This window comes from Micromonospora sp. NPDC023956, from assembly GCF_040639195.1.
Classification (GTDB): domain Bacteria; phylum Actinomycetota; class Actinomycetes; order Mycobacteriales; family Micromonosporaceae; genus Micromonospora.
Genome location: NZ_JBEZZN010000004.1, coordinates 415048 through 437803, shown reverse-complemented (window position 1 = coordinate 437803; position 22756 = coordinate 415048). Strand labels below are relative to the sequence as shown.

At 74.0% G+C, this 22756-nt stretch carries 28 protein-coding genes; 3 read left to right on the top strand and 25 right to left on the bottom strand.

The genetic code is table 11. The features are described 5' to 3' along the window. Positions 1-14 precede the first annotated feature (14 nt). Positions 15-659: a hypothetical protein gene (locus tag AB0F58_RS11595; RefSeq protein WP_357141490.1), complete on the top strand. Its 645-nt coding sequence runs from the start codon at positions 15-17 to the stop codon at positions 657-659. A gap of 67 nt (positions 660-726) precedes the next feature. Beyond that, positions 727-1197, top strand: a complete 471-nt coding sequence (locus AB0F58_RS11590; RefSeq protein ID WP_357141488.1) for a hypothetical protein — start codon at positions 727-729, stop codon at positions 1195-1197. Between the two features lie 20 nt (positions 1198-1217). Here AB0F58_RS11590 and hisF read toward each other — a convergent pair whose 3' ends face one another. From hisF to hisD, 11 genes are all read right to left on the bottom strand, one after another. Then, positions 1218-2027: an imidazole glycerol phosphate synthase subunit HisF gene (gene hisF, locus AB0F58_RS11585; protein WP_357141485.1), complete on the bottom strand. Its 810-nt coding sequence runs from the start codon at positions 2025-2027 to the stop codon at positions 1218-1220. Positions 2028-2184: 157 nt separating this feature from the next. After that, positions 2185-3183 carry an NADP-dependent oxidoreductase gene (locus tag AB0F58_RS11580; RefSeq protein ID WP_357141481.1) on the bottom strand — a complete coding sequence of 333 codons (999 nt, stop codon included), beginning with the start codon at positions 3181-3183 and terminating at the stop codon, positions 2185-2187. Beyond that, a complete protein-coding gene (locus AB0F58_RS11575; RefSeq protein ID WP_357141855.1) occupies positions 3180-3605 on the bottom strand; it encodes an organic hydroperoxide resistance protein in 426 nt (141 codons plus the stop codon). The genes AB0F58_RS11580 and AB0F58_RS11575 overlap by 4 nt, the downstream gene beginning before the upstream one ends. 5 nt (positions 3606-3610) lie before the next feature. Next, complete coding sequence (locus AB0F58_RS11570; protein ID WP_357141479.1) at positions 3611-4057, bottom strand: MarR family transcriptional regulator; 447 nt, start codon at positions 4055-4057, stop codon at positions 3611-3613. A gap of 90 nt (positions 4058-4147) precedes the next feature. Next, positions 4148-4873, bottom strand: a complete 726-nt coding sequence (gene priA / locus AB0F58_RS11565) for a bifunctional 1-(5-phosphoribosyl)-5-((5-phosphoribosylamino)methylideneamino)imidazole-4-carboxamide isomerase/phosphoribosylanthranilate isomerase PriA (protein WP_357141477.1) — start codon at positions 4871-4873, stop codon at positions 4148-4150. Between the two features lie 15 nt (positions 4874-4888). Beyond that, a complete protein-coding gene (locus AB0F58_RS11560) occupies positions 4889-5212 on the bottom strand; it encodes a hypothetical protein (protein WP_357141474.1) in 324 nt (107 codons plus the stop codon). Between the two features lie 58 nt (positions 5213-5270). Continuing rightward, entirely contained in the window at positions 5271-5891 is a 621-nt protein-coding gene (hisH, locus tag AB0F58_RS11555) for an imidazole glycerol phosphate synthase subunit HisH (protein WP_357141471.1), read from the bottom strand. Next, the gene (locus AB0F58_RS11550; RefSeq protein WP_357141468.1) at positions 5888-6061 is read right to left on the bottom strand and encodes a hypothetical protein; all 174 of its coding nucleotides are present in this window, start codon (positions 6059-6061) and stop codon (positions 5888-5890) included. The genes hisH and AB0F58_RS11550 overlap by 4 nt, the downstream gene beginning before the upstream one ends. A gap of 22 nt (positions 6062-6083) precedes the next feature. Then, on the bottom strand, positions 6084-6695 hold the full coding sequence (gene hisB / locus AB0F58_RS11545) for an imidazoleglycerol-phosphate dehydratase HisB (RefSeq protein ID WP_357141465.1): 612 nt from the start codon (positions 6693-6695) through the stop codon (positions 6084-6086). A 106-nt stretch (positions 6696-6801) separates the two neighbouring features. Beyond that, on the bottom strand, positions 6802-7884 hold the full coding sequence (locus tag AB0F58_RS11540; protein WP_357141852.1) for a histidinol-phosphate transaminase: 1083 nt from the start codon (positions 7882-7884) through the stop codon (positions 6802-6804). Positions 7885-7925: 41 nt separating this feature from the next. Continuing rightward, complete coding sequence (hisD, locus tag AB0F58_RS11535) at positions 7926-9251, bottom strand: histidinol dehydrogenase (RefSeq protein ID WP_357141462.1); 1326 nt, start codon at positions 9249-9251, stop codon at positions 7926-7928. A gap of 103 nt (positions 9252-9354) precedes the next feature. Here hisD and AB0F58_RS11530 point away from each other — a divergent pair, with 103 nt between their 5' ends. Next, positions 9355-10059 (top strand): LON peptidase substrate-binding domain-containing protein, encoded by a 705-nt coding sequence (locus AB0F58_RS11530; protein WP_357141459.1) that lies wholly within the window; start codon positions 9355-9357, stop codon positions 10057-10059. Here the strand turns inward: AB0F58_RS11530 and AB0F58_RS11525 are convergent. The 14 genes from AB0F58_RS11525 to ftsZ form a co-directional block, all read right to left on the bottom strand. After that, positions 9974-10732, bottom strand: a complete 759-nt coding sequence (locus tag AB0F58_RS11525; RefSeq protein WP_357141456.1) for a DUF2567 domain-containing protein — start codon at positions 10730-10732, stop codon at positions 9974-9976. The two genes, AB0F58_RS11530 and AB0F58_RS11525, sit on opposite strands and share 86 nt — an antisense overlap. Before the next feature lie 84 nt (positions 10733-10816). After that, a complete protein-coding gene (locus AB0F58_RS11520; RefSeq protein ID WP_357141453.1) occupies positions 10817-12694 on the bottom strand; it encodes an AAA family ATPase in 1878 nt (625 codons plus the stop codon). A gap of 96 nt (positions 12695-12790) precedes the next feature. After that, on the bottom strand, positions 12791-13804 hold the full coding sequence (locus tag AB0F58_RS11515) for a hypothetical protein (protein ID WP_357141452.1): 1014 nt from the start codon (positions 13802-13804) through the stop codon (positions 12791-12793). Between the two features lie 57 nt (positions 13805-13861). Next, positions 13862-14800: an RluA family pseudouridine synthase gene (locus tag AB0F58_RS11510; protein ID WP_357141449.1), complete on the bottom strand. Its 939-nt coding sequence runs from the start codon at positions 14798-14800 to the stop codon at positions 13862-13864. Beyond that, entirely contained in the window at positions 14797-15468 is a 672-nt protein-coding gene (gene lspA / locus AB0F58_RS11505; protein ID WP_357141447.1) for a signal peptidase II, read from the bottom strand. The genes AB0F58_RS11510 and lspA overlap by 4 nt, the downstream gene beginning before the upstream one ends. Before the next feature lie 66 nt (positions 15469-15534). Then, on the bottom strand, positions 15535-15951 hold the full coding sequence (locus AB0F58_RS11500; protein WP_357141444.1) for a TraR/DksA C4-type zinc finger protein: 417 nt from the start codon (positions 15949-15951) through the stop codon (positions 15535-15537). A gap of 222 nt (positions 15952-16173) precedes the next feature. Continuing rightward, complete coding sequence (locus tag AB0F58_RS11495) at positions 16174-17676, bottom strand: potassium/proton antiporter (protein WP_357141441.1); 1503 nt, start codon at positions 17674-17676, stop codon at positions 16174-16176. A 22-nt stretch (positions 17677-17698) separates the two neighbouring features. Next, on the bottom strand, positions 17699-18004 hold the full coding sequence (locus AB0F58_RS11490; RefSeq protein WP_357141438.1) for a DUF167 domain-containing protein: 306 nt from the start codon (positions 18002-18004) through the stop codon (positions 17699-17701). A gap of 9 nt (positions 18005-18013) precedes the next feature. Further along, positions 18014-18655: a hypothetical protein gene (locus tag AB0F58_RS11485; RefSeq protein WP_357141435.1), complete on the bottom strand. Its 642-nt coding sequence runs from the start codon at positions 18653-18655 to the stop codon at positions 18014-18016. A gap of 49 nt (positions 18656-18704) precedes the next feature. Next, the gene (locus tag AB0F58_RS11480; protein WP_357141432.1) at positions 18705-19508 is read right to left on the bottom strand and encodes a DivIVA domain-containing protein; all 804 of its coding nucleotides are present in this window, start codon (positions 19506-19508) and stop codon (positions 18705-18707) included. Between the two features lie 50 nt (positions 19509-19558). Next, positions 19559-19858, bottom strand: coding sequence for a YggT family protein (locus AB0F58_RS11475; protein WP_145836246.1), 300 nt, complete (start codon positions 19856-19858; stop codon positions 19559-19561). Between the two features lie 29 nt (positions 19859-19887). Continuing rightward, a complete protein-coding gene (gene sepF / locus AB0F58_RS11470) occupies positions 19888-20595 on the bottom strand; it encodes a cell division protein SepF (protein WP_357141428.1) in 708 nt (235 codons plus the stop codon). Positions 20596-20781: 186 nt separating this feature from the next. Beyond that, positions 20782-21525, bottom strand: coding sequence for a YggS family pyridoxal phosphate-dependent enzyme (locus tag AB0F58_RS11465; RefSeq protein WP_357141426.1), 744 nt, complete (start codon positions 21523-21525; stop codon positions 20782-20784). Positions 21526-21534: 9 nt separating this feature from the next. Then, entirely contained in the window at positions 21535-22650 is a 1116-nt protein-coding gene (gene ftsZ / locus AB0F58_RS11460) for a cell division protein FtsZ (protein WP_357141424.1), read from the bottom strand. Positions 22651-22756: the final 106 nt, after the last annotated feature.

Below are 22756 nucleotides of genomic sequence, written 5' to 3'. Positions count from 1 at the left end.
TTAGGTTGGCATGCATGGCCCTGACTGGCAACCTCCGCGACCGGCTGCCCCGCCGCCTGGTCCAGCTCTACGCCGGGCTGGCGCTCTACGGCGCCAGCATGGCGTTCATGATCGAGTCGCATCTCGGCCTGGACCCCTGGAACGTCCTCCACCACGGCCTGTCCCGGCGTACCGGGCTCTCCTTCGGCATCGCCACCATCCTCGCCGGAATCCTGGTGCTGCTGCTCTGGGTGCCGCTGCGGCAACGTCCCGGCCTCGGCACGGTGAGCAACGTCCTGGTCGTCGGCCTGGTCATCGACGCCGGCCTGGCAGTGCTGCCCGACGTCCGCGCGGTCACCGCCCGGGGCGCGCTGCTCGTCGCCGGCGTCCTGCTCAACGGTCTGGCCACCGCGCTCTACCTGGGCGCGCGGCTCGGCCCGGGGCCTCGGGACGGGCTGATGACCGGGTACGTCGCCCGGCACCCCGGTCACTCGGTCCGCCTGGTCCGCACGGTCATCGAGGTCAGCGCGCTCGGGCTGGGCTGGCTGCTGGGCGGCACGGTCGGTATCGGGACGGTCGCCTACGCGCTGGGCATCGGCCCGCTGACCCAGGCGTTCCTGCCACTGGTCACCGTCGCCCCGGCCGACTCGCCGACACGACCACTGGCCGAACCGGTCTGAGCTGGGCGTCCCCCCGGCACCGAACCGGATGTTTTACTCCGGGCCACTCAGCCGGCATCATTTCCCCATGGGGGCTGAGGGATGGCGTTGGTCGGACGCCTGGATCTTCGTGGCACTGGTGATCGCCAGCGGAGCCGGACGGCACCGCCGAGCCCCGTCGAGCCGACGGCCGGAGGGGGTCCGCCTCACCGACGTGCTCTCCACCGCCGACCACCTCAACCAGGCGATTCCGCAGCGGCACGAGGTGGAGACGGCGGTGCGCCGGCTGGCCGGCGCGGGTCTGGTCAGCGTCACCGACGGCTGGTTCCGGATCACGCCCGCCGGTGAGCAGCTCTGGCGCACCCGGCCGGCGGCCGGGCTCTCCACCGCCGTCGACACGGTGCAGACCGCACTGAGCCGGCGGCACGCGCCGGGGCAGGCCGACTGGGTGCTGCCGGAGGAGGAACACGCCGCCGCGGTGCACGAGTACGTCAAGCGGTCCATTCCGACCCCGCGTCGCTCCCCGGAGGGCGGCGGCCCGGACCGCGGCCGGGCCTGACCGGGTGCCGGCGCCGGGCGTCAGGCGCCGGTGGGCTGCGGCACGGCTGGCGCCGCCCCGGGCAGCCGGACCGGATGCCCGGCGGCGTGCAGCGCGTCCTTGACGTCGCCGATACTCAGCTCGCCGAAGTGGAAGACGCTCGCCGCCAGCACCGCGTCGGCGCCCGCCGCCACGGCCGGCGGGAAGTGGGCCACCGCCCCGGCCCCGCCCGAGGCGATCACCGGTACGTCGACGACCGCCCGCACCGCGCGGATCAGCTCCAGGTCGAAGCCGGCCTTCGTACCGTCGGCGTCCATCGAGTTGAGCAGGATCTCGCCCGCACCGAGCACACCCACCCGGTGCGCCCACTCCACCGCGTCCAGGCCGGTGCCCCGCCGGCCGCCGTGGGTGGTCACCTCGAATCCGCTGCCGGTGGTGCCGGCGGGCGCCCGCCGCACGTCGAGGGAGAGCACGAGCACCTGCCGGCCGAACCGCTCGGCGATCTCGGCGATCAGGTCGGGGCGGGCGATGGCGGCGGTGTTCACGCCGACCTTGTCCGCGCCCGCCCGCAGCAGCACGTCGACGTCGCTGACGCGGCGCACGCCCCCGCCGACGGTGAGCGGGATGAACACCGACTCGGCGGTCCGACGCACCACGTCGAGCATGGTGCCCCGGTCGTCGGATGAGGCGGTCACGTCGAGGAAGGTCAGCTCGTCCGCGCCGGCCCGGTCGTACGCCGCGGCCAGTTCAACCGGGTCCCCGGCGTCCCGCAGGTCGACGAAGTTGACGCCCTTGACCACCCGTCCGGCGTCCACGTCCAGACAGGGAATGACCCGTACCGCCACCGTCATGCCGCGAGCCTACCGCCCGTCCGGCCCCCTCCCACCGCCTCGCCCACCCTCCTCGGGTGGGCGCGCCGGGGCCGGGCCGGACGGCCTGCGGGGTCCCCTGCTCGGCGGGAGGCCGCGACAAGGGACCCCGGCCACCAGCAGGGCGGGGTGGTGGGCGTCACAGCCGCACGAGCATCTTGCCGAGGTTCTCGCCCCGCAGCAGGGCGAGGAAGGCCTCCGGGGCGTTCTCGATGCCGTCGACGACGGTCTCGTCCTGGTGCAGCCGGCCCTCGCGCAGCCAACCGGACACCTCCCGGACGAACTGCTCGCGCAGGTGGCCGTAGGAGTTGACCAGGAACCCGCGCAGGGTGAGCTGCTTGCCGATCACCAGGGCCAGGTTGCGCGGGGCGGCCGGCGGTTCGGTGGCGTTGTACTGGGCGATCATGCCGCAGATCGCCGCCCGGCCGTGCGGACGCAGCGCGCTGATCGCCGCCTCCAGATGGTCACCGCCGACGTTGTCGAAGTACACGTCGATCCCGTCCGGGGCGGCGGCGCGGAGCTGCTCGCGTACCGGGCCGTCGTGGTAGTCGAAGGCGGCGTCGAAGCCGAGCGCGCGCAGGCGTTCGACCTTGGCGGGCGAGCCGGCGCTGCCGACCACCCGCGCCGCGCCCCGCAGCTTCGCGATCTGGCCCACCAGGCTGCCCACGGCACCGGCGGCGGCGGAGACGAAGACCGTCTCGCCCTCGCGCAGCCCGGCGACCTCCAGCAGGCCGGCGTACGCGGTCAGCCCGGTCATCCCGAGCACGCTCAGGTACGCGTTGACCGGCGCGAGCGTCGGGTCGACCGGGCGGGCCGAGCCGGCGTCGAGCAGGGCGTACTCCCGCCACCCGAGGTTGTGCAGCACCAGGTCGCCCGGGGCGAACCCCGCGGCCTTGCTCTGCACCACCTCGCCGACCGCGCCGCCGTCGAGCGGAGCGTCGAGCCGGAACGGCGGGACGTAGGACTTCACGTCGTTCATCCGCCCCCGCATGTACGGGTCGACCGACATGACCACGTTGCGGACCACGAGCTGACCGTCACCGGCGGTCGGCACGGTGGTGGGGACCAGGCGGAAGTTCTCCGGGGTGGGCCAGCCCTCCGGCCGGGACGCGAGGTGGATCTCCCGGTTGGCCGTCATGCGGCGTCCCGGACGGTCAGGGCGGTCTCGACGTTGCCCCGGGTGGCGTTCGAGTAGGGGCACACCCGCTCGGCCTGGGCGACCAGGTCCTCGGCGACGGCACGCGGCACCGACGGCAGGTCGACCAGCAGGGCGACGGTGAGCGCGAAGCCGCCGTCACCGTTCGGGCCGATGCCCACCTCGGCGTCCACCACCGAGCCGGCGACGTCGACCCGGGCCTGCCGGGCGACCAGTCGCAGCGCCGAGTGGAAGCAGGCGGCGTACCCGGCGGCGAAGAGCTGCTCGGGGTTGGCCGCGCCGCCGGCGCCACCCATCTCCTTCGGTACGGCCAGGTCGAGGTCGATTGTGCCGTCGGAGCTGCGGACGTGGCCGTCGCGGCCGTCGCCGGTGGCGTGCGCAGCGGCGGTGTAGAGCACCTGCATGGTGGTCACTTTCCCTTCTGTCGGTGGATGGTCCGGGTCATCCGGGTGAGGGTGTCGCGGAGCGCGACCAACTCGTCGGGGGTCAGGCCGGTGGACGCGGCGACCCGGTACGGCACGTCGCCGGCCCGCTCGCGCAGCGCGCGGCCGGCGTCGGTCAGGTCGACCTCCACCCGCCGTTCGTCCTGGGCCGCCCGGCGTCGGACCACCAGCCCGGCCCCCTCCAGCCGTTTGAGCAGCGGGGAGAGGGTGCCGGAGTCGAGTCGCAGCGCGGCGCCGAGCTCGGAGACGGTCGGGGCGGTGTCGCCGCGCTCCCAGAGCACCAGCAGCACGAGGTACTGCGGGTAGGTCAGCCCCAGTTCGTCGAGGATCGGCCGGTACACGTCGGTGACCGCCCGGGAGGCGGCGTAGAGCGCGAAGCACACCTGTCGGCGTAGCACCAGGTCGTCGTCCACCTGACAAAGGTAGCCCGCTATTCAATTGCGCACAACCAAACCGGGCGGGTGCCGGCCCGGCCCGGCGCGCTCGCCGGGCCGGGTACCGGGTCAGGCGTCGGCGAGCACCCGCAGCGCCTCCGCCACCGTGAAGGCCCCGGCGTACAGCGCCTTGCCGGCGATGACCCCCTCCACCCCGACCGGTTCCAGGGTGGCCAGGGCCCGCAGGTCGTCCAGGGTGGAGACGCCGCCGGAGGCGATCACCGGGGCGGCCGTGGCGGCGCAGACCTCGCGCAGCAGGTCCAGGTTCGGCCCGCGCATCGTGCCGTCCTTGGTGATGTCGGTCACCACGTACCGGGATGCGCCGGCCTTGTCCAGCCGCGCCAGCACCTCGTACAGGTCACCGCCGTCGCGGGTCCAGCCCCGGGCGGCGAGGGTACGACCGCGCACGTCCAGCCCGATCGCCACCCGGTCGCCGTACTCGCCGCAGATCCGGTCGCACCACTCGGGGTCCTCCAGCGCGGCGGTGCCGATGTTCACCCGGGCCGCCCCGGTGGCCAGCGCGGCCCGCAGCGAGGCGTCGTCGCGGATCCCGCCGGAGAGTTCTACCTTGACGTCCAGCCGGCGCACCACCTCGGCGAGGAGCGGGGCGTTGGTGCCCCGGCCGAAGGCCGCGTCGAGGTCTACCAGGTGGATCCACTCCGCGCCGTCGTGCTGCCAGGCCAGCGCCGCCTCCAGCGGGTCGCCGTAGCTGGTCTCGCTACCGGCGGCGCCCTGCACGAGACGGACGGCCTGCCCGTCGGCGACGTCCACGGCGGGCAGCAGGGTCAGACTCAACGTGTTCTCCTCGGATCAGGTACGACGGTCCAGGGCGATCACCACGATCGCCGGCAGTACGAGCAGGAGCAGCACCATCAGCAGCACCCGCAGCGCGGGGTCGGGCACCAGCGTCCAGATCGACGCCAGCACGGCCAGGGTCAGCACCACGATGCCGGCGCGCTCGGCCCGGCTCCGGCGGGCCAACAGACGACCGGTGTGCCGCCGTCGCCGCGGTCGCAGTCCGCGCAGCAGGCTCCGGCGGCGGTCCCGGCGGGCCACCTTCCGGGCCCGGACAGCCTTCTCCCGCTCGCGTTCGGCCTCCCGGACGGCCCGCAGCCGGGCCCGTTCCTTGCTCACCGACCCACCCGCCCGGCCGGGGCGGCGGGGACGCACACCGCGCCCGGGGGCCTGCCGGTCACAGCGTGGCCAGCCAGTTGCGCAGCAGCAGGGCGCCGGTGTCGGCGGACTTCTCCGGGTGGAACTGGGCGGCCGAGAGCGCGCCCCGCTCCACCGCCGCGACGAAGTCCCCTCCGTGGTGGGCGGTGGTCACCAGGGCCCCGGCGGCGGTCAGCGCGGCCACGTCGGCGACCGCGTACGAGTGGACGAAGTAGACCCGCCCTGCCTCGGGCAGCCCGGCCAGGAGCGTCGAGCCGGCCGGCGGGCGCAGCGTGTTCCAGCCCATGTGCGGCAGGCGGGGGGCGGCCAGCCGGGTCACCCCGCCCGGCAGCAGGCCCAGTCCCCTGGTCACCACCCCGTGCTCCTCGCCTTGCGCGAAGAGCACCTGCATGCCGACGCAGATGCCGAGCACCGGTCGTCCGGCGGCGACCCGGTCGGCGATCACCGGGCCGGCGCCGAGCGCCTCGATCCCGGCCATGCAGGCGGCGAACGCCCCGACGCCCGGCACCACCAGCCCGTCGGCGGCGGCCGCGGCGACCAGGTCGTCGGTGACCGTCACGTCGGCACCGGCCCGCTGCAACGCCCGCTCGGCGGACCGCAGGTTGCCCGACCCGTAGTCGAGCACCACCACCCGGCTCACGACGTCACCTGCGGGATCAGCCAGAGCACGCCCCCGGCGGTGGCGAGCAGGGCGAGCAGGCCGGTCACCACGACCACGCCCCGGGAGGCGCCCTGCCGGTGCAGCGACACCGCCCCGCCGACCAGGAGGCCGGCGAGGATCAGCAGCAGCGAGGGGAGCACCGCGTCCATCAGCGGCACCCCGTCCCGGTGGTCACAGCGCCCCCTTGGTGCTCGGCACCACACCGGCCGAGCGCGGATCGATCGCGGTGGCCTCGCGCAGCGCCCGGGAGACCGCCTTGAACTGTGCCTCCACCACGTGGTGTGCGTCCGGGTGGCCACCGGGACGGGCCGCCCGGAGCACGTCCACGTGCAGGGTGATCCGGGCGGCCTGCCCGAACGACTCCCAGATGTGCCGGGTCATGCTGGTCGGGTAGACCGGTCCGATGTACGGGGTGAGCAGTGGCTCGTCGTGCACCACGTACGGCCGGCCGGAGAGGTCGACCGCGGCGCGGACCAGGACCTCGTCCATCGGGACGGTCGCCGAGCCGTACCGCCGGATGCCGGCCTTGTCCCCGAGCGCCTGGTCGAACGCGGCGCCGAGAGCCAGCGCGGTGTCCTCCATCGTGTGATGGGCGTCGATCTCCAGGTCGCCGACCGTCCGGACGGTGAGGTCGAAGCCGCCGTGCCGGGCGATCTGGTGCAGCATGTGGTCGTAGAAGCCGACGCCGGTGCTGATCTCCGCCGTGCCGGTGCCGTCGAGGTCGATCTCGACGAGCACCCTGGTCTCCTTGGTGGTCCGCTCCACCCGGGCGGTCCGGCTCATGCTGGATTACCTCTCGTTCGCCACTGCGGGGCCGGTGACACCAGCTCACTCCCCGCGCTCACCGGACAATTCCTCGTTCCCGACCACCGGGCGTGCGGAGCCGTGCTCACCGCAGATCCTCCGTGGCGGCCAGGAAGGCGTCGGTCTCGGCCGGGGTTCCGGCGGTGACCCGCAGCCAGCCGGCCAGGCCGACGTCGCGGACCAGCACGCCCCGCTCGAGCAACGCCCGCCACGCCACCGCCTGGTCCCCGCCGACCTCGAAGAGCACGAAGTTGGCGTCGCTGTCGGCGACCCGCCGCCCGCGCTCCCGCAACGTCGCGACGATCCGGTCCCGCTGGGCCATGATCGCCGCCACCGTGCCGAGCAGGGCGTCCCGGTGGGCCAGCGCCGCGCGGGCGGCGGCCTGGGTCAGCGCGGAGAGGTGGTACGGCAGCCGCACCAACTGCACCGCCGCCACCACGGCCGGGTCGGCGGCCAGGTAGCCGAGACGGCCACCGGCGAACCCGAACGCCTTGCTCATCGTCCGGGTCACCACCAGACGCGGGTGGCCGGGGAGCACGGCGAGCGCGCTGACCGTGCCGGGCCGGGCGAACTCGGCGTACGCCTCGTCGACCACCACCATGCCGGGGGCGACGTCCAGGACGGCGGCCACCACCTCCGGGTCGAGCGCGGTGCCGGTCGGGTTGTTCGGTGAGCAGAGGAAGACCACGTCCGGACGGTGCTCGCGAACCTGGGTCACCGCGTCGTCCACGGTCAGCCCGAAGTCCGCGCCCCGCCGGGCCGGCTGCCAGCCGGTGCCGGTGCCCAGCGCCAGCAGCGGGTGCATGGAGTAGGCGGGGGTGAAGCCCAGCGCCACCCGCCCCGGGCCGCCGAAGGCCTGGAGCAGCTGCTGCTGGATCTCGTTGGAGCCGTTGGCCGCCCAGAGCCCGTCGACGGTGAGGCCGTGCCCCAGGTAACCGGCCAGGTCGGCGCGGAGCGCCACCGCGTCCCGGTCCGGGTACCGGTTGAGGTCGCGCAGTTCGGCGGCGAGGGCCTTGCCGATCGCCTCGACCACCGGCTCCGGCACCGGGTAGGAGTTCTCGTTGGTGTTCAGCCGCACCGCCACGTCGAGCTGCGGCGCACCGTACGGGCGCAGGCCGCGCAGGTCGTCGCGGATCGGCAGGTCGGCCAGACCGGCCCGCGCCGGCAGGTCGCCGGGGCCGGTGCCGACCGGCAGGTCGTCGGGAGCGGTCACGACAGCGCCTCCCCGGGGAAGCGGGCCCGCACCGCCTGGCCGTGCGCGGGCAGGTCCTCCACGGTCGCCAGGGTGACCACGTGCGGGGCCACCTCGCGCAGCGCCTCCTCGGTGTACTCGATCAGGTGGACGCCGCGGAGGAAGGACTGCACGGACAGACCGGAGGAGTGCCGGGCGCAGCCGCCGGTGGGCAGCACGTGGTTGGAGCCGGCGCAGTAGTCGCCGAGCGACACCGGCGACCAGGCGCCGACGAAGACCGCGCCGGCGTTGCGCACCCGTAGCGCCCACTCCCGGGCGTCGGCGGTCTGGATCTCCAGGTGCTCGGCGGCGTACGCGTCGACCACCCGCAGCCCGGCTTCGAGGTCGTCGACGAGGACGATCCCGCTCTGCTCACCGGTCAGCGCGGTGGTGACCCGTTCGACGTGCGTGGTGGCGGCCACCTGGCGGGTCAGCTCGCGGTCCACCGCGTCGGCCAGCGCCACCGACGGGGTGACCAGGACGCTCGCCGCGAGCGGGTCGTGCTCGGCCTGGCTGACCAGGTCGGCGGCGACGTGCGCCGGGTCGGCCGTGTCGTCGGCCAGGATGGCGATCTCGGTCGGTCCGGCCTCGGCGTCGATGCCGACCACCCCGCGCAGCAGCCGCTTGGCGGCGGTGACCCAGATGTTGCCCGGACCGGTGATCATGTCGACCGGCGCGCAGCGGGTCGCGCCGTCCGCGTCGGTCGTCGAGCCGTACGCCAGCATCGCCACCGCCTGGGCACCACCGACGGCGTACACCTCGTCGACGCCGAGCAGCGCGCAGGCGGCCAGCACGCGCGCGTCGGGCAGGCCGCCGTTGTCCTGCTGCGGCGGGCTGGCCACGACCAGTGAGCGGACCCCGGCCGCCTGGGCCGGAACCACGTTCATCACCACGGTGGACGGGTACATCGCCAGGCCGCCGGGGACGTAGAGGCCGACCCGGTCGACCGGCAACCAGCGTTCGGTGACCGTGCCGCCGGACACCACCCGGGTGATGTGGTCGGTGCGGCGCTGGTCGTCGTGGACCCGGCGGGCGCGGGCGATCGACTCGAGCAGCGCGGCGCGTACCGCCGGGTCGAGCGTCCCCTCGGCGGCGGCGATGGCCTCCACCGGTACCCGCAGGTGTTCCGGACAGACTCCGTCGAAGCGCTCACTCGCCTCCCGGATCGCCGGGTAACCATGCTCCCGCACCGCCTCGACGAGCGGACGGATCCGCTCGACCGCCACGGAGACGTCGAGTCGGGCACGGGGCAGCAGGCGGCGGGGGTCGGTGTCGCTCCCCCGCAGGTCGATCCGATTCAGCACACCCGCGAGTCTAGGCGGCCGTGCGGGCGACGCCGGTACGGCGTCCGAACGCCGGGACGGTGGGGTGAGCCACGCCCCACCGGATCGGGCTACCCTCGACGGCGTGACCGCACGGCTGCCGGTGTTCCCGCTCCAGACGGTGCTCTTCCCCGGGCTGGTACTGCCGCTGCACATCTTCGAGGAACGGTACCGCGCGCTGGTCCGCCACCTGCTCGCACTGCCGGAGGGCACGCCCCGGGAGTTCGGGGTGGTGGCGATCGAGCGGGGCACCGAGGTGGCCCCGTCCGCACCGGCCGACGGGTCGCCCCCCGGGCTGGCCGGGATGACGCTGTACGAGGTGGGCTGCACGGCGGAGCTGCGGCAGGTCACCGAGCTGGCCGACGGCGGCTTCGACGTGGTGACCGTGGGCCGGCGGCGGTTCCGGCTGGCCGGGATCGACGAGCACACCGCGCCCTACCTCACCGCCGACGTCCAGTGGCGGCCCGAACCGGAGGAGGCCGACGAGAGCACCGGGCTGCTCGCCGCCCGGGTGATCGCGATCTTCCGGCGGTATCTCGCGCTGATCCGGCCCGACCCGGAGGCGATCGCCGAGCAGTTGCCGGACGACCCGACGGTCCTCTCCCACCTGGTCGCGGCGACCGCCGCGCTGACCGTGGCCGATCGGCAGCGGCTGCTCGCCATCGACGACACCGCCGGTCGGCTCCGCGCCGAACTGCGGCTGCTCAACCGCGAGGCGGCTCTGCTGCGTCAGGTGCGGGCGGTTCCGGTGCCGTTGCGGGAGCTGTCGTCCCCGCCGGCACCCAACTGACCTGGTCCGGCTCCGGACGCAGGGACGGCCAGCGCGACCAGCCGGCCAGCAGGGTGTACGTCACGGCGACGGCGAACGCCGGCAGCAGCAGGTTGCCGTACGGCACCGGTAGCACGCCGAGCACCTGGTCGATCCCGCCCGCGCGCAGGTCGGCCGGCTTGTCGAAGTGCCGCCCGGTGGGTGCCTCGACCAGCAGGCGTTGGAACTCCTCCAGCCCGATCCGCCGGCCCAGCTGCCAGGCCACCACGGCGGCACCCAGGCTGCCGAGGACGCCCGCGAACAGTTCCAGCGGGCCCCGGTTCCGGCGCAGCAGGAACCACAGGCCGAGGGCCACGAGCACCCCGAACCCGAGGCCGAGGAGGCTGAACCAGCCGTCCGCCGCGATCGGCTGCTCCGGCTGGGCCTCGGCGTAGACCGCCCCCTCGGCGGTCTTGATCACCGGAATGCCCGGGGCGAGCCCGGCCCAGAGCAGCCCGAGGGGGACGCCCAGCAGGGTCAGCAGCCCGACCGTGCCGGCCGTCCGGCCCAGCGCCCGCCGCGTCGGCACACCGGCCGCTACGCCGTCCGCAGGTGGCGCGTCGGCGTCCTGCGGTCCGTCGGTTCCGGGATGCGGTGGGGACGCCGCGTCGGCGGGGACGACGGGACGGTCGGGATCGGGGACGGCCGGGCTCACCCGGTGATCCTCTCAGGCAGCCCGCCACCCGGGCACGGCGGTGGCCGCGTGCAGCCGGGCCACACGGCGCAACGCGCCACGGCCTCAGCGGGCGAAGGGCTCCAGCATCACCGCGGCGGCGCGCAGCCACGCCTCGCGGGTCTCCGGCTGGAGCTGGTGGTACTCGATCGACGAGCCGGTCTCCAGGGCCGGGTCGTACGGCACCACGGCGACCGCCCGGGTCCGGGTGGCGAAGTGCCGTTGCAGGTCGTCCAGGAGCGGGGACCGGTCGGGGTTGGGACAGGAGAGCAGCGTCACCGCGTTGTCGGCCAGCTCGCCCATGCCGACCTCGTGCAGCAGGTCCAGCATCCAGTCCGCGCTGAACGCCGCGTCCTCCCGGGGCACCGTGGTCAGCACGAGCTGGTCGGCGGCGTTCATCACCGCCCGCCAGTTGGGGCTCTCCACGTTGTTGCCGGTGTCCACGCAGATCACGTCGTGGGTCCGGCGGAGCAGGTCGAGCACCCGTTGGACGGTGTACTTGTCGAGCTTCTGGGCGAACCGGGGGCTCTCCTCCCCGGCCAGTACGTCGTACGAGCCGTCGGAGGCGTGCCGCAGGTAGTCGTCGAGCTGTTCCACCAGGTCGGGGCCCTGGCTGATCTCGATCGAGGCCAGGTCGGCGATGAGGTGGCGGATCGTCCGGGCGTGCCGGGCACTGCCGGCGCGCAGCCCGAGGGTGCCGCGCAGTTCGTTGTCGTCCCAGGCCAGCACACCCCGCCCGCGCACGCTGCCCACGGTCGCGGCGGCCAGCACGGTGGCGGTGGTCTTGTGCACCCCGCCCTTCGGGTTGGCGAAGGCGAGCACCCGGGGGGTGCCGACATCGCGGCGCAGGATCGCCGCGGCCCGCTCCTGCTCGTTCTCGACGGCCTGCGGTCGCCACTCCAGCCGGGCCGGGTAGCCGCGGTCGACGACCGCCGGTACCGCCGCACGGGCCACCGGCGGCGGGTACGCGGGCTCCGGCTGGGGGTAGCCGCTCTCCAGCGCCGTGTACCGGTTCTCAGCGGGGTGCGGGTTGTGCCGGTACTGCTCCAGCAGCGCGTAGCGGGACTCCACCGGCGGGGACGGCTCCGCCCGGTACGCCGGCTCGACCGGATGGGCCGGCTCGGGCTGGTAGACCGGCGCGGCGGGGTAGGTCTGTTCGGGGTAGGCCGGCTCCGCCCGGTAACTCGCCCCGGCCGGGTACGCCGGGTCGGCCGGGTACGCCGGGTCGGCCGGATACACCGGCTCGCTCGGGTACGCCGGTTCGACCGCGTACCCGGGTTCGACCGCGTAGGCCTGCTCCGTCGGGTACGCGGGCTCGGCCGGATAGGCCGGCTCCGCCGGGTACACCGGCACGGCCGCATAGGCCGGCTCGATCGGGTAGCTCGGCTCGGTCGGGTACGCCGGCTCGGGCTGCCGGTAGACCGGCTGGGCGCGGTAGCCGTCGTCGGACCGGTAGCCGGAACCCGCGCGGTAGCCGGGTTCGACGTCAGCGCGGTAGCCGGATTCGACGTCAGCGCGGTAGCCGGGTTCGACGTCATGGCGGTAGCCGGGTTCGACGTCAGCGCGGTAGGTCGGCTCAGCCGGGTAGGTCGTCCCGGCCTGGTAGACCGGTTCCACCCGGTACCCGGGGTCGGACCGGTGGCCGGACTCGGCGCGGTAGGTCGACTCGACCGGGTGACCGGGCTCCGCCGGATATCCCGGATCCGGCCGGTACTCCCCGCCGTACGCCGGCTCGATCGCCCGCGCCCGCCCGGCGTAGCCGTTGCCGCCGCCCCGCCGGGGCAGTGGGTCCGGTGCCGGCGGCAGGAACGGTTCGTCCGCCTCCCGGTCGGCCTCGACCTGCTCCCCGCCGCCGCGGCCACCGAGCCGCGCCCGGTCGAGCAGCGTGCGCCAACGTGGTGCTGGTTCGGCTGACCGACCCCAACCGGTCTCGGTGCCGTCCAAGGCTCGCCCTCCCAGCGCCATCGATCTCCGCCCGACAGGCTACGAAGCCAACCCTATTCGGACCACACCGGTACGCGCACCTCCCCGTCGCCGGTCTCACGGCGTCGGTTCGGAATCGTCCCCGTCGATCGGCCCGGACGTGCTGGCCCCCGACGGCGCGGGCGCAACCGTGGTGGCCCCGGCCGGGCCGGTCGGGCTGATCGGCGCGGTCGGGGCCGGAGTGCTGGTCACGGTACCCTCCGGCGTCGCGGTCGGGGTGGTACGGCCGGTGGGCGGGGGCACCGACGACGCGCTCGGCAGCTGCTCGTCGGCGGGCGGCCGGACCTGATCCTCCTGCTCGGGCAGGGGCGGCGTGAAGACCGTCCGGTCCAGCCGCTCGACCTCGGGTGCCGGGTCCACCGCCCGGACCCCGGGGCGGGCCGCCACCGTACGCAGCCGGGCCGGCTCGGCCCGGACCACCGCCGCGTACACGCAGGAGCAGCCGGCCCGGTAGGCCGCCGCCTCGACCGCCGCCACCTCGGCACCGCTGTCGTAGAGCTGGCGCAGTTCCCGCTCGCGCGGCGCGTCGCCGGTCAGTTCCGCGCCGCGGGCCCGGTAGTCGGCCGCCTCCCGGTCCTTGCGGTCGGCGAGTTCCACCATCCCGGCGCGGACGTCCTCGGGCACGCGCACGGCCGGAATGCGCACGATCTGCGTCTGCCGACCGGGCAGCGGCACCCGCCCGAAGACCGCGGAGACCGGGACGTCCCCGAGCACCGGAGCGAGCCGGTCCGGCGGCAGGTACTCCGCCAGGGACACCAGCGCCCAGGTCGACCCGGCGGACGCCGACGGGGCCGGGTCGGGCAGGGCGTCGAGTTCGTCGCCGGCGGAGCGGAGGTAGCCGGGGATCGAGTCGCCCTCGCCCACTCCGACCCGGGTCACCTCGCCCACCGTCCGGTCGCCGGCCGGCGGACGGCCGGTGGCCCAGACCGCGGTGAGCAGGACCGCGCCCACCGAGACGAGCGCGACCCAGCCGAGCAGCCCCGGCCGGGGGGCGTCCCGGCCGGTCAGGGCCCGGACCAGCGGCGGCAGGAACCGCTGGTCCAGTCGGCGCAACAGCTCACCGGCGCGCACGGGCGACCGCCCCCTCGTCGGATGGGTTACCGGTGGACCGCCGCCGTGGCCGGCACGTCAGTCGCGCAGGCGTCCCAGCGCGCGATCCAAGTCGTCAGGGTAGTCGCTGACGAAGCGGACCTCGTCCCCCGTTCGGGGGTGCAGGAAGCTCAACGCGCGGGCGTGCAGCCACTGTCTGGACAGGCCGAGCCGGGCCGACAGGGTGGGGTCGGCGCCGTAGGTGAGATCGCCCACGCAGGGATGCCGCAACGTGGAGAAGTGCACCCGGATCTGGTGGGTCCGGCCGGTCTCCAACCGGACGTCCACCAGGCTGGCCGCCGGGAACGCCTCGATCGTGTCGTAGTGGGTGATGCTCGGCTTGCCGCCGGAGACCACCGCCCAGCGGTAGTCGTGGTGCGGGTGCCGGTCGATCGGGGCGTCGACGGTGCCGCGCAACGGATCCAGGTGGCCCTGCACCACGGCGTGATACTGCTTGTCGACCTCGCGGAACTTGAAGGCCCGCTTCAACGCGGTGTACGCCTGCTCGCTCTTGGCCACCACCATGATCCCGGTGGTGCCCACGTCCAGCCGGTGCACCACCCCCTGCCGCTCGGCCGCGCCGCTGGTGGAGATCCGGTGCCCGATCGCCGCCAGGCCGCCGATCACGGTCGGGCCGGTCCAGCCGGGACTGGGGTGGGCGGCCACCCCCACCGGCTTGTCCACCACCACGATGTCGTCGTCGGCGTGCACCACCCGGAGCCCTGGCACCGCCTGCGGCACCACGGTCGGCGGGGCGGCCGGCGCGGGCAGGGTGACCTCCAGCCAGGAGCCCGCCTTGACCTTGTGCGAGTTCGCCCGGACCGCCCCGTCGACCAGTGCGTCGCCCCCGTCGACCAGGGCTGCGGCGGCGGTGCGGGAGAGCCCGAACAGCCGGGCCACGGCCTGATCCAGCCGCATGCCGTCCAGGCCGTCGGGAACCGGTAGGGAACGGTGGTCGCCACCGTGCGTCGTGGTCATGCCCGCTCCCGCTGCTCGATGTCGGTGGTCTTCGGTCGGTTCCCGATCGGGGGCGTCCGGGAACCGTCGGTCCCGGCGTCCGGGCTCGCGGCGTCCGGCCCGGTGCCGCCCGCCCGCAGCCGGGTCCCGTCGCGCTGCCGGCCGGTGAGTTCGAGGGCGACCGCCAGCACCACCCCGCAGACCAGCGCGCTGTCGGCGAGGTTGAACACCGGCCAGACCCGGCCGTACGGGTCGAAGAGGCTCACCATGTCGACCACGTGGCCGACGAAGTGCCCCGGTGCCCGGAAGATCCGGTCGGCGAGGTTGCCGAACGCACCACCGAGCACCAGGCCGAGCGAGAGCCCCCAGGGTACCGACCGCAGCCGCAGCGCCATCCAGCCGATCCAGCCGACCACCGCGATGGTGATCAGCGAGAAGACCCAGGTGTGGTCGGCGCCGAGGCTGAACGCGGCACCGCTGTTGCGGGTGAGGGTGAGGTAGACCGTTCCGCCGAGCAGGCGGACCGGGTCACGGTCGTCCAGGGTGGCCAGCGCGAGGTGCTTGGTGGAGAGGTCGGCCAGGAAGGCGAGCCCGGCGGTGCCGACGAGTACCACGATCGCCCGGCGTCGTCCGGGCCCGCCGCCGCCCGGCTCGGCGGTTCCGGGCCCGTCCGGCCCTGCTGCCGTCATGTGCTCCCCATCGACGCTCCGCGGTGATCGCTCACCGACCTCGGCCCGGCCGCCGGGGAGCACGCGTCAGCGCCGCTCCTCCAGCTGTTTGCAGGTCACGCAGAGGGTGGCCGACGGGAAGGCGGCGAGCCGCTCCACCGGGATCGGGTTGCCGCACCGCTCGCACCAGCCGTAACCGCCCTCGTCGAGCCGTTCCAGTGCCCGCTCGACCTGCGTGATCCGCTCCAGGATGTTGTTGGCGAGGGAGATCTCCTGCTCCCGCTCGAAGGTCCGGGCCCCGGTGTCGGCCGGATCGTCACCGGCCGAGTCGGTCAACCGGTCGCGCTGGAGTTCGGTGATCTCGCTCAGGGTGTGATCGTACTCGGCGCGCAACTCGTCACGCCGTGCCGCCAGGGCAGCCCGGATCTTCTCGGTCTCGGCAGCGCTGCGGGGGGACTTCGCCGTCGATTTCCGGCCGGCGGTCCTGGTGTCTGGCTTCGCCATCGTCACTCCCTCGGCCGCGGCAACCGCGGCGGTCCCCGGTGCCTGGACGGGGGCCGCCGGCGGTGGCGTCCCCCATTGAACAAAAGGGGCGCGCGACAGCCGTCGCGCACTCCAGAGATTCGCAAGAATACGGAACGTACAGGCGTCCGACAACGTGCCGCTCCGATATCCCGTGTTTCATCCCCGAACAATCCTCAATCGGAGCAAAAGGACAATAACAGGTCAATCGCCACGATCATCCCCGGTTTCCCCGAACCACCGGGCCAGCCGGCCCCGGCGACTGACCGCCCGCAGCCGCCGCTCCGCCGCGTCCCGCACCGCGGCCGTCGCCACGATCAACAAGCTGTCCCCGGTCTTCAGCCGGGTGTCCGGGCCCGGCACGAATCCGGTGCCGTCCCGCAGGACCAGGGTCACCGACGCCCCGAGCGGCAGCCGCAACTCGTCGAGGTGCACCCCGGCCAGCCGCGAGCCGACCGGCACCTCCACCTGGAGCAGGTCCGCCCGCATCCGCTCCAACGGGGCCGTCTCCACCCGGATCTCCGCCGCCTCGGCGGGCGCGGTCACCCGCAACCGACGCGCGACCGGGGCCAACGTCCCCGCCTGCACCAGTGTGAAGATCACCACGAGCACGAAGACCGAGTCGAAGAGCCGGTCCGCACCGGGCACCCGGCCGGAGAGCGGAATGGTGGCGAGCACGATCGGCACCGCGCCCCGCAGCCCCGCCCAGGAGAGAAACGCCTGTTCCCGTACCCCGAACCGGAACGGCAGCGCCGCGGCGGCCACGCTCAACGGCCGGGCGACGAAGAGCAGCGCCAGGCCCGCCACCACGGCCGGCAGGATCGCCTCGTCCAACCGGGCCGGGGTCACCAGGAGTCCGAGCAGCACGAAGAGGCCGATCTGGGCCAGCCACGCCAGCCCGTCGGCGAACCCGAGAATCGCCTGCCGGTGCGGCAGCCGGGCGTTGCCCAGCAGCACCCCCGCCACGTAGACGGCGAGGAACCCCGAGGCGTGCACCGACGCTCCGACCGCGTACGCCAGCACGGTGGTGCCCACCACCGCGACCGGGTAGAGCCCCGCCGAGGGCAACGCCGCCCGGCGCAGCGCCCACCGGCCGAGGTACCCGGTCACGAGGCCCACCGCCGCCCCGGCGGTCAGCTCGTAACAGACCAGGAGCAGCTCGTACCACCACGGGTGCGACAGCGGGAAGCCCCGGGACAGCAGCACCACGAGCAGCACCACCGGGGCGTCGTTCATCCCCGACTCGGCCTCCAGGGTGGCCACCAGGCGGGGTGGCAGGCGCAGTCGGCGCAGGGTGGCGAAGACCGCCGCCGCGTCGGTCGAGGAGAGCACCGCGCCGTAGAGGAGGGCGAGCCGCCAGTCCAGCCCGAGCAGCAGGTGGACGGCGAGCCCCACCACCAGGATGCTCACCAGCACCCCCACCGTGGAGAGCGCGGCGGCGAGTCCGAGCACCGGACGCAGGGTGCTCCACCGGGCGGTGAGGCCGCCCTCGGCGATGATCACGATGAGCGCGCAGAAGCCGAGCATCCGGGTCAGCTCGGCGTCGTCGAACCGGATGCCCAGCCCGGAGCGGCCGATCACCACGCCGAGCGCCAGGTAGACCAGGAGGCTCGGCACCCCCAGCCGGGAGGAGAACCGGACCGCCGCGATGGCGACCAGCAGCACCGCCGCGCCGACCAGCAGCGCGACATCCAGGTCGTGCGTCACCGGCGTCCGCGCTGGACGATCGTCACCCGTCCGGTCCGTCGCGCAGTCGGGACAGCAGCCCGCTGACGGCCGGTTCGGGGTGCGCCACCAGGAAGAGTTTGTCGCGGCTCGCCGCCCCGGCACGCAGTGACACCGCCGCCGGTCGCACGCCGAGCGCCTGGGCCAGCGCCTTCCGGGCCGCCTCGGTGGCCCGACCGTCCACGGCCGGGGCGTTCACCGCGATGACCAGGGCCGGACCGTGCGGGCCGTCGAAGCGCCCGCCCACCCGCGCGCGGGACGCGCCGGGCTTGACCCGGACCGCGACGGTCAGCGTCTCGTCCCCGGGCACGGCGGCCGGTCAGGACGGGTGCGAGTCGGCGAGCAGGACGGTGTCCGGCGCGCAGTCCGCGCACGGGGTGAACCCCAACTCGACGGCCTCGGAGGCGGGCAGCGGCTCGGGCTCCCGACCGAGCAGGTGCGGGCAGTCGGCGACGTGGTAGCGGGGCCGGCCGTCGACCACCAGGACCTCGGTGTCGAGCCGGGCCACCCGGGCCGCGTCGGCCGGGGAGACCTCCTGCACGCCGGGCTCGTCGTCCGGGTCCTCGTCCCGCGCGACCGCGACCGGCGAGCCGGGCGCGGTCGGGGACTCCGGTTCGGCCACCGGTGACCCGGGTGGTTGCCGCCACCCGCTGCCACCGGCGCCGTCCGTCGTCGGAGTGAACTGGGCCGGTACGGCCTGCCCGGCCGTGGTCCGGGGGTCGGTCGGTGCCGTGCCGGCGGTCGCCGGCGGACGGCGACGGTCGCCGGGACGGGTGGTCGGACCGGATGGGTCCGCCGCCGTCCGTGCGGTGGCCACCTGGCGGGCACCCACCACGAGAGCCACGGCGGCCAGGAGGCTGGCCCCGATGGAGGCGATCAGCAGGACGCTGGAGCCGCCCACGAGGCCGACCACCAGGAGCACGACGGCGACGAGGATGAGCAGGAGACTACCGACTATCACGGCTCACCCCCGTCGCGTCGATCCGATCCGGGTCAGCTGGTCGCCGGGCTCAGTGGCCGGCTTCGAGGGCGTTGGTGCGGCCCCCGCCGCCGTACGACCCACCGAGACCGGCGGTCGCCAGACCACCGCTGCCGACACTGCGGCCGCCCTCGCTGCCGTTGATGTCGGCCTCGATGTCCTGCCCCCGGGCACCGAGGTCGCGCAGCTGGCTCTCCAGGTACGCCTTGAGCCGGGTGCGGTACTCCCGCTCGAACTGCTTGAGTTCCTCGATGTGCTTGGACAGCGCGGTGCGCTTGGCGTCCAGCCCGCCCATCGCCTCCTGGTGCCGCTGCCGGGCGTCCCGCTCCAGCGCGTCGGCCTTGTTACGGGCCTCGCGGGTGACCTCCTCGGCCTTCGTCCGGGCCTCGGAGAGGAGCTGGTCGGCCTCGCGCCGGGCGTCGGAGAGGTGGTCGTCGGCGGTGCGCTGCGCCATCATCAGCACCCGCAGCGCCTGCTGCTCGCCGTCCCCGGTCGGGGCCGGGCCGCCCTGGGAGCGGACCTGCTCCAGCTCGGCCTGCATCGCGCGGGCGGCCTGCTCGGCGGCGGCCTTGTCCCGCTGGACCCGGTCGAGCTGGGCCTTCACGTCGTTCAGCTCTGCGGCCAGCCGGGGGTCGGCACCGGGGCCGGCCGGGGCGGCACCACGGCCACCGCGCTCCACCTGGGCGCGGAGCTCGTTGTTCTCCTCGATCAGACGGGCCAGCTCGCGCTCGACCTCGTCCAGGAAGGCGTCAACCTCCTCCTCGTCATACCCCCGCTTGCCGATCGGCGGCTTTTTGAAGGCGACGTTGTGGACGTCGGCCGGGGTCAGCGGCATCGAAACTCCTCGGGTCAGTTGCGGCCGCGTAGCGGGCTGTCACCGGGTGTTCACCCGAGGATCAGCCGCCTTAACACGAACTCCATCAGCACGAACAGGATAACCAGGAGCACAAGGGAAGCCAGGTCGATGCTCACGGTACCAATCCGCAGCGGAGGGATCACCCGCCTCAACGCCTTCAGGGGCGGATCAGTGACGCTCCACACGGATTCCAGTCCCGCCGACGCTCCCCGACCGGGCTGCCAGCGGCGACCGTACTGGAGGACGGCGCTGAGCACGAAGCGGGCCAGGAGGAGGAGCAGGAAGACGTACAGGATCAGGTACAGCACCTGGAGCAGGATCGACAACACGGTAGGCGACGTCCCTCGGTCGGGGGGTGTTACCCCAGGCTGAAAAAGCCACCCTCAGCGATCTTGGCCTTGTCCTCCGCGGTGACCTGGACATTGGCTGGTGAGAGCAGGAACACCCGGTTGGTCACGCGCTCGATCGTACCCCGCAGTCCGAACGCCAGACCGGCGGCGAAGTCCACCAGACGGCGGGCATCGGCCTCGTCCATCTCGGTGAGGTTGATGATCACAGGTACCCCGTCGCGGAAGTGCTCGCCGATGGTCCTGGCCTCACGGTAGGTCGTCGGGTGCAGCGTGGTGATCTGGTAACGCTGCTCCTCCTCGGCGACCACGGTCCGCTCCCGGGGCTGGGCCTGGGGAGCCAGGGCGAGGTTGTCCCGGGTGTGGTACGCCCCGCCCGAGGTCTCCCCGGCACCGGACCGGGTGATCGAGCGGACGCTGGCCCGCTCCGCGCGCTCCGACCGATCGGCGCGCTCCAGCCGGTCGGTGTCGCCCCGGTCGCTCTCCGTACGGGAGGTCGTCCGCTCGGTCAGCCGGCTCCGCTCGCTCGCTCGGGGCCGGGGGGCCGGCGGGTCGTCGTTGTCGTCGTCATCGTCGTCGGCGAACTCCTCGGCGTACCGGCTCTGCCGGTACCGCGACTCGCGGTAGCCACCCTTCTCGTAGCCACCGTCGTCGTAGCCCCGCTCGTCGTCCTCCTCGACGAGACCGAGCCAGACCCCCGCCTTGCGCAGTGCACCCATCGCCGCGCCCTTCCGTCCGCCGTGCGGCACGCGCCCCCGTGCCCGTGTCGCGTGTCGCGTGTGGGACTCCCTCTGCCCACCGGACCGGGCCGGCAACCGCAGCGGACGATTCGCGGTCGTCCGCCTGACCCCCGACGTGGGACGCCGGCCCAAACAACACTGATGTAATTTGCCTTCCCGCGAAGGCTACCGCAGCGTGGGACGCATTCCGAGCAACGCGCTGCCGACGCGGACATGTGTCGCGCCGTATCCGATCGCGATCTCCAGATCGCCGCTCATGCCGGCGGAGAGTGCGGTGGCTCGCGGATGGACGGTCCGGAACGCCTCGGCCACCTCGGCGAGCCGGGCGAAGGCCCGCTCCGGCTCCCAGCCCAGCGGCGCCACCGCCATCAGCCCGGCCAGCCGTAGCGACGCCGCCCCGGCCACCGCCTCGGCCACCCGGTGCAGCCCCCGGTCCGGGTCGGTGGAGTCCGGCAGCGCCCCGCCCCGGGCCGGGTCGCCGTCGATGCTGACCTGCACCAACGTCTCCAGAGGCCGGTCCCGCTCCCGTTCGGCCGCGGCACCGAGCGCGTCGGCCAGCCGGGCACTGTCCACTGAGTGGACCACGTCGGCGTACCGGACCACCGACCGGCACTTGTTGCGCTGGAGCTGCCCGATGAAGTGCCACCGGGGCCGCGCCCCGGCCGCCGCCACCTCGGCCGCCTTGCCGGACGCCTCCTGGTCGCGGTTCTCCCCGACGTCCACGACGCCGAGCCCGGCCAGCGCGAGCACGTCGCCGGCCGGGTACGTCTTGGTCACCGCGATCATCGTCACCTCGGCGCGGTCCCGCCCGGCCGCGGCGCAGGCGTCGGTGATCCTGGCCCGGACCCGGGCCAGCCCGGCGGCGATTTCGGCTCGGCGGTCGGGGTGCGGCGGGGTGGGATCGGTCATGGGCGTGGCTCAGGAACCGTTCTTGAGGAAGTCGGGCACGTCGACGTCGTCGAAGAGGACCCGGCGCGGCGACTGGCTGGGCGGGGGCATGCTGGCCTGCGTCGGGGTCGACGCGGGCGGGCTGGTCGGCTGGTTCTGGTTGCTCTTGCGCCCCGAGTCGACCGCCTTGTACGCCGGCGCGCCGCCGTCGAAGCCGGCCGCGATCACGGTCACCCGCACCTCGTCGCCGAGCGCGTCGTCGATGACCGCGCCGAAGATGATGTTCGCGTCCGGGTGGGCCGCGTCGGTGACCAACTGGGCCGCGTCGTTGATCTCGAACAGGCCCAGGTCGGAGCCACCGGCGATGGAGAGCAGCACACCGCGCGCGCCGTCCATGCTCTGCTCCAGCAGCGGGCTGGAGATGGCCGCCTCGGCCGCCTCGACCGCGCGGTTCTCGCCCCGGGCGCTGCCGATGCCCATCAACGCGCTGCCCGCGCCGCTCATCACGCTCTTGACGTCGGCGAAGTCCAGGTTGATCAGACCCGGCGTGGTGATCAGGTCGGTGATGCCCTGGACACCGGAGAGGAGCACCTGGTCCGCCTGGCGGAAGGCGTCCATCATGCTGATGCCCCGGTCACCGAGGGCCAGCAGCCGGTCGTTCGGGATGACGATGAGCGTGTCGCACTGGTTGCGCAGTTCTTCTATTCCGGCCTCGGCCTGCACCTGCCGCCGCTTGCCCTCGAAGGAGAACGGCCGGGTGACCACACCGATGGTCAGCGCCCCCAGCTTGCGGGCGATGTTGGCCACCACGGGCGCCCCACCGGTGCCGGTGCCGCCGCCCTCGCCGCAGGTCACGAAGACCATGTCGGCGCCCTTGAGCACCTCCTCGATCTCGTCGCGGTGGTCCTCGGCGGCGTTCTTGCCCACGTCGGGGTTGGCGCCCGCGCCGAGCCCCCGGGTCAACTCACGGCCGACGTCGAGCTTGACGTCGGCGTCACTCATCAGCAGCGCCTGCGCGTCGGTGTTGATCGCGATGAACTCGACGCCCTTGAGCCCAACCTCGATCATCCGGTTGACGGCGTTGACCCCGCCGCCCCCGATGCCGACGACCTTGATGACCGCCAGGTAGTTGTGCGGAGGTGTCATCTCCGGTCCTTTCCCTTCGAGATTGGCCACGCCGACCGACGGCTCGCCCCGGATCGCCGTCGACGTCAACTGTCGCCCCGTGAAGACGAAGGGCTTAACCTTCACC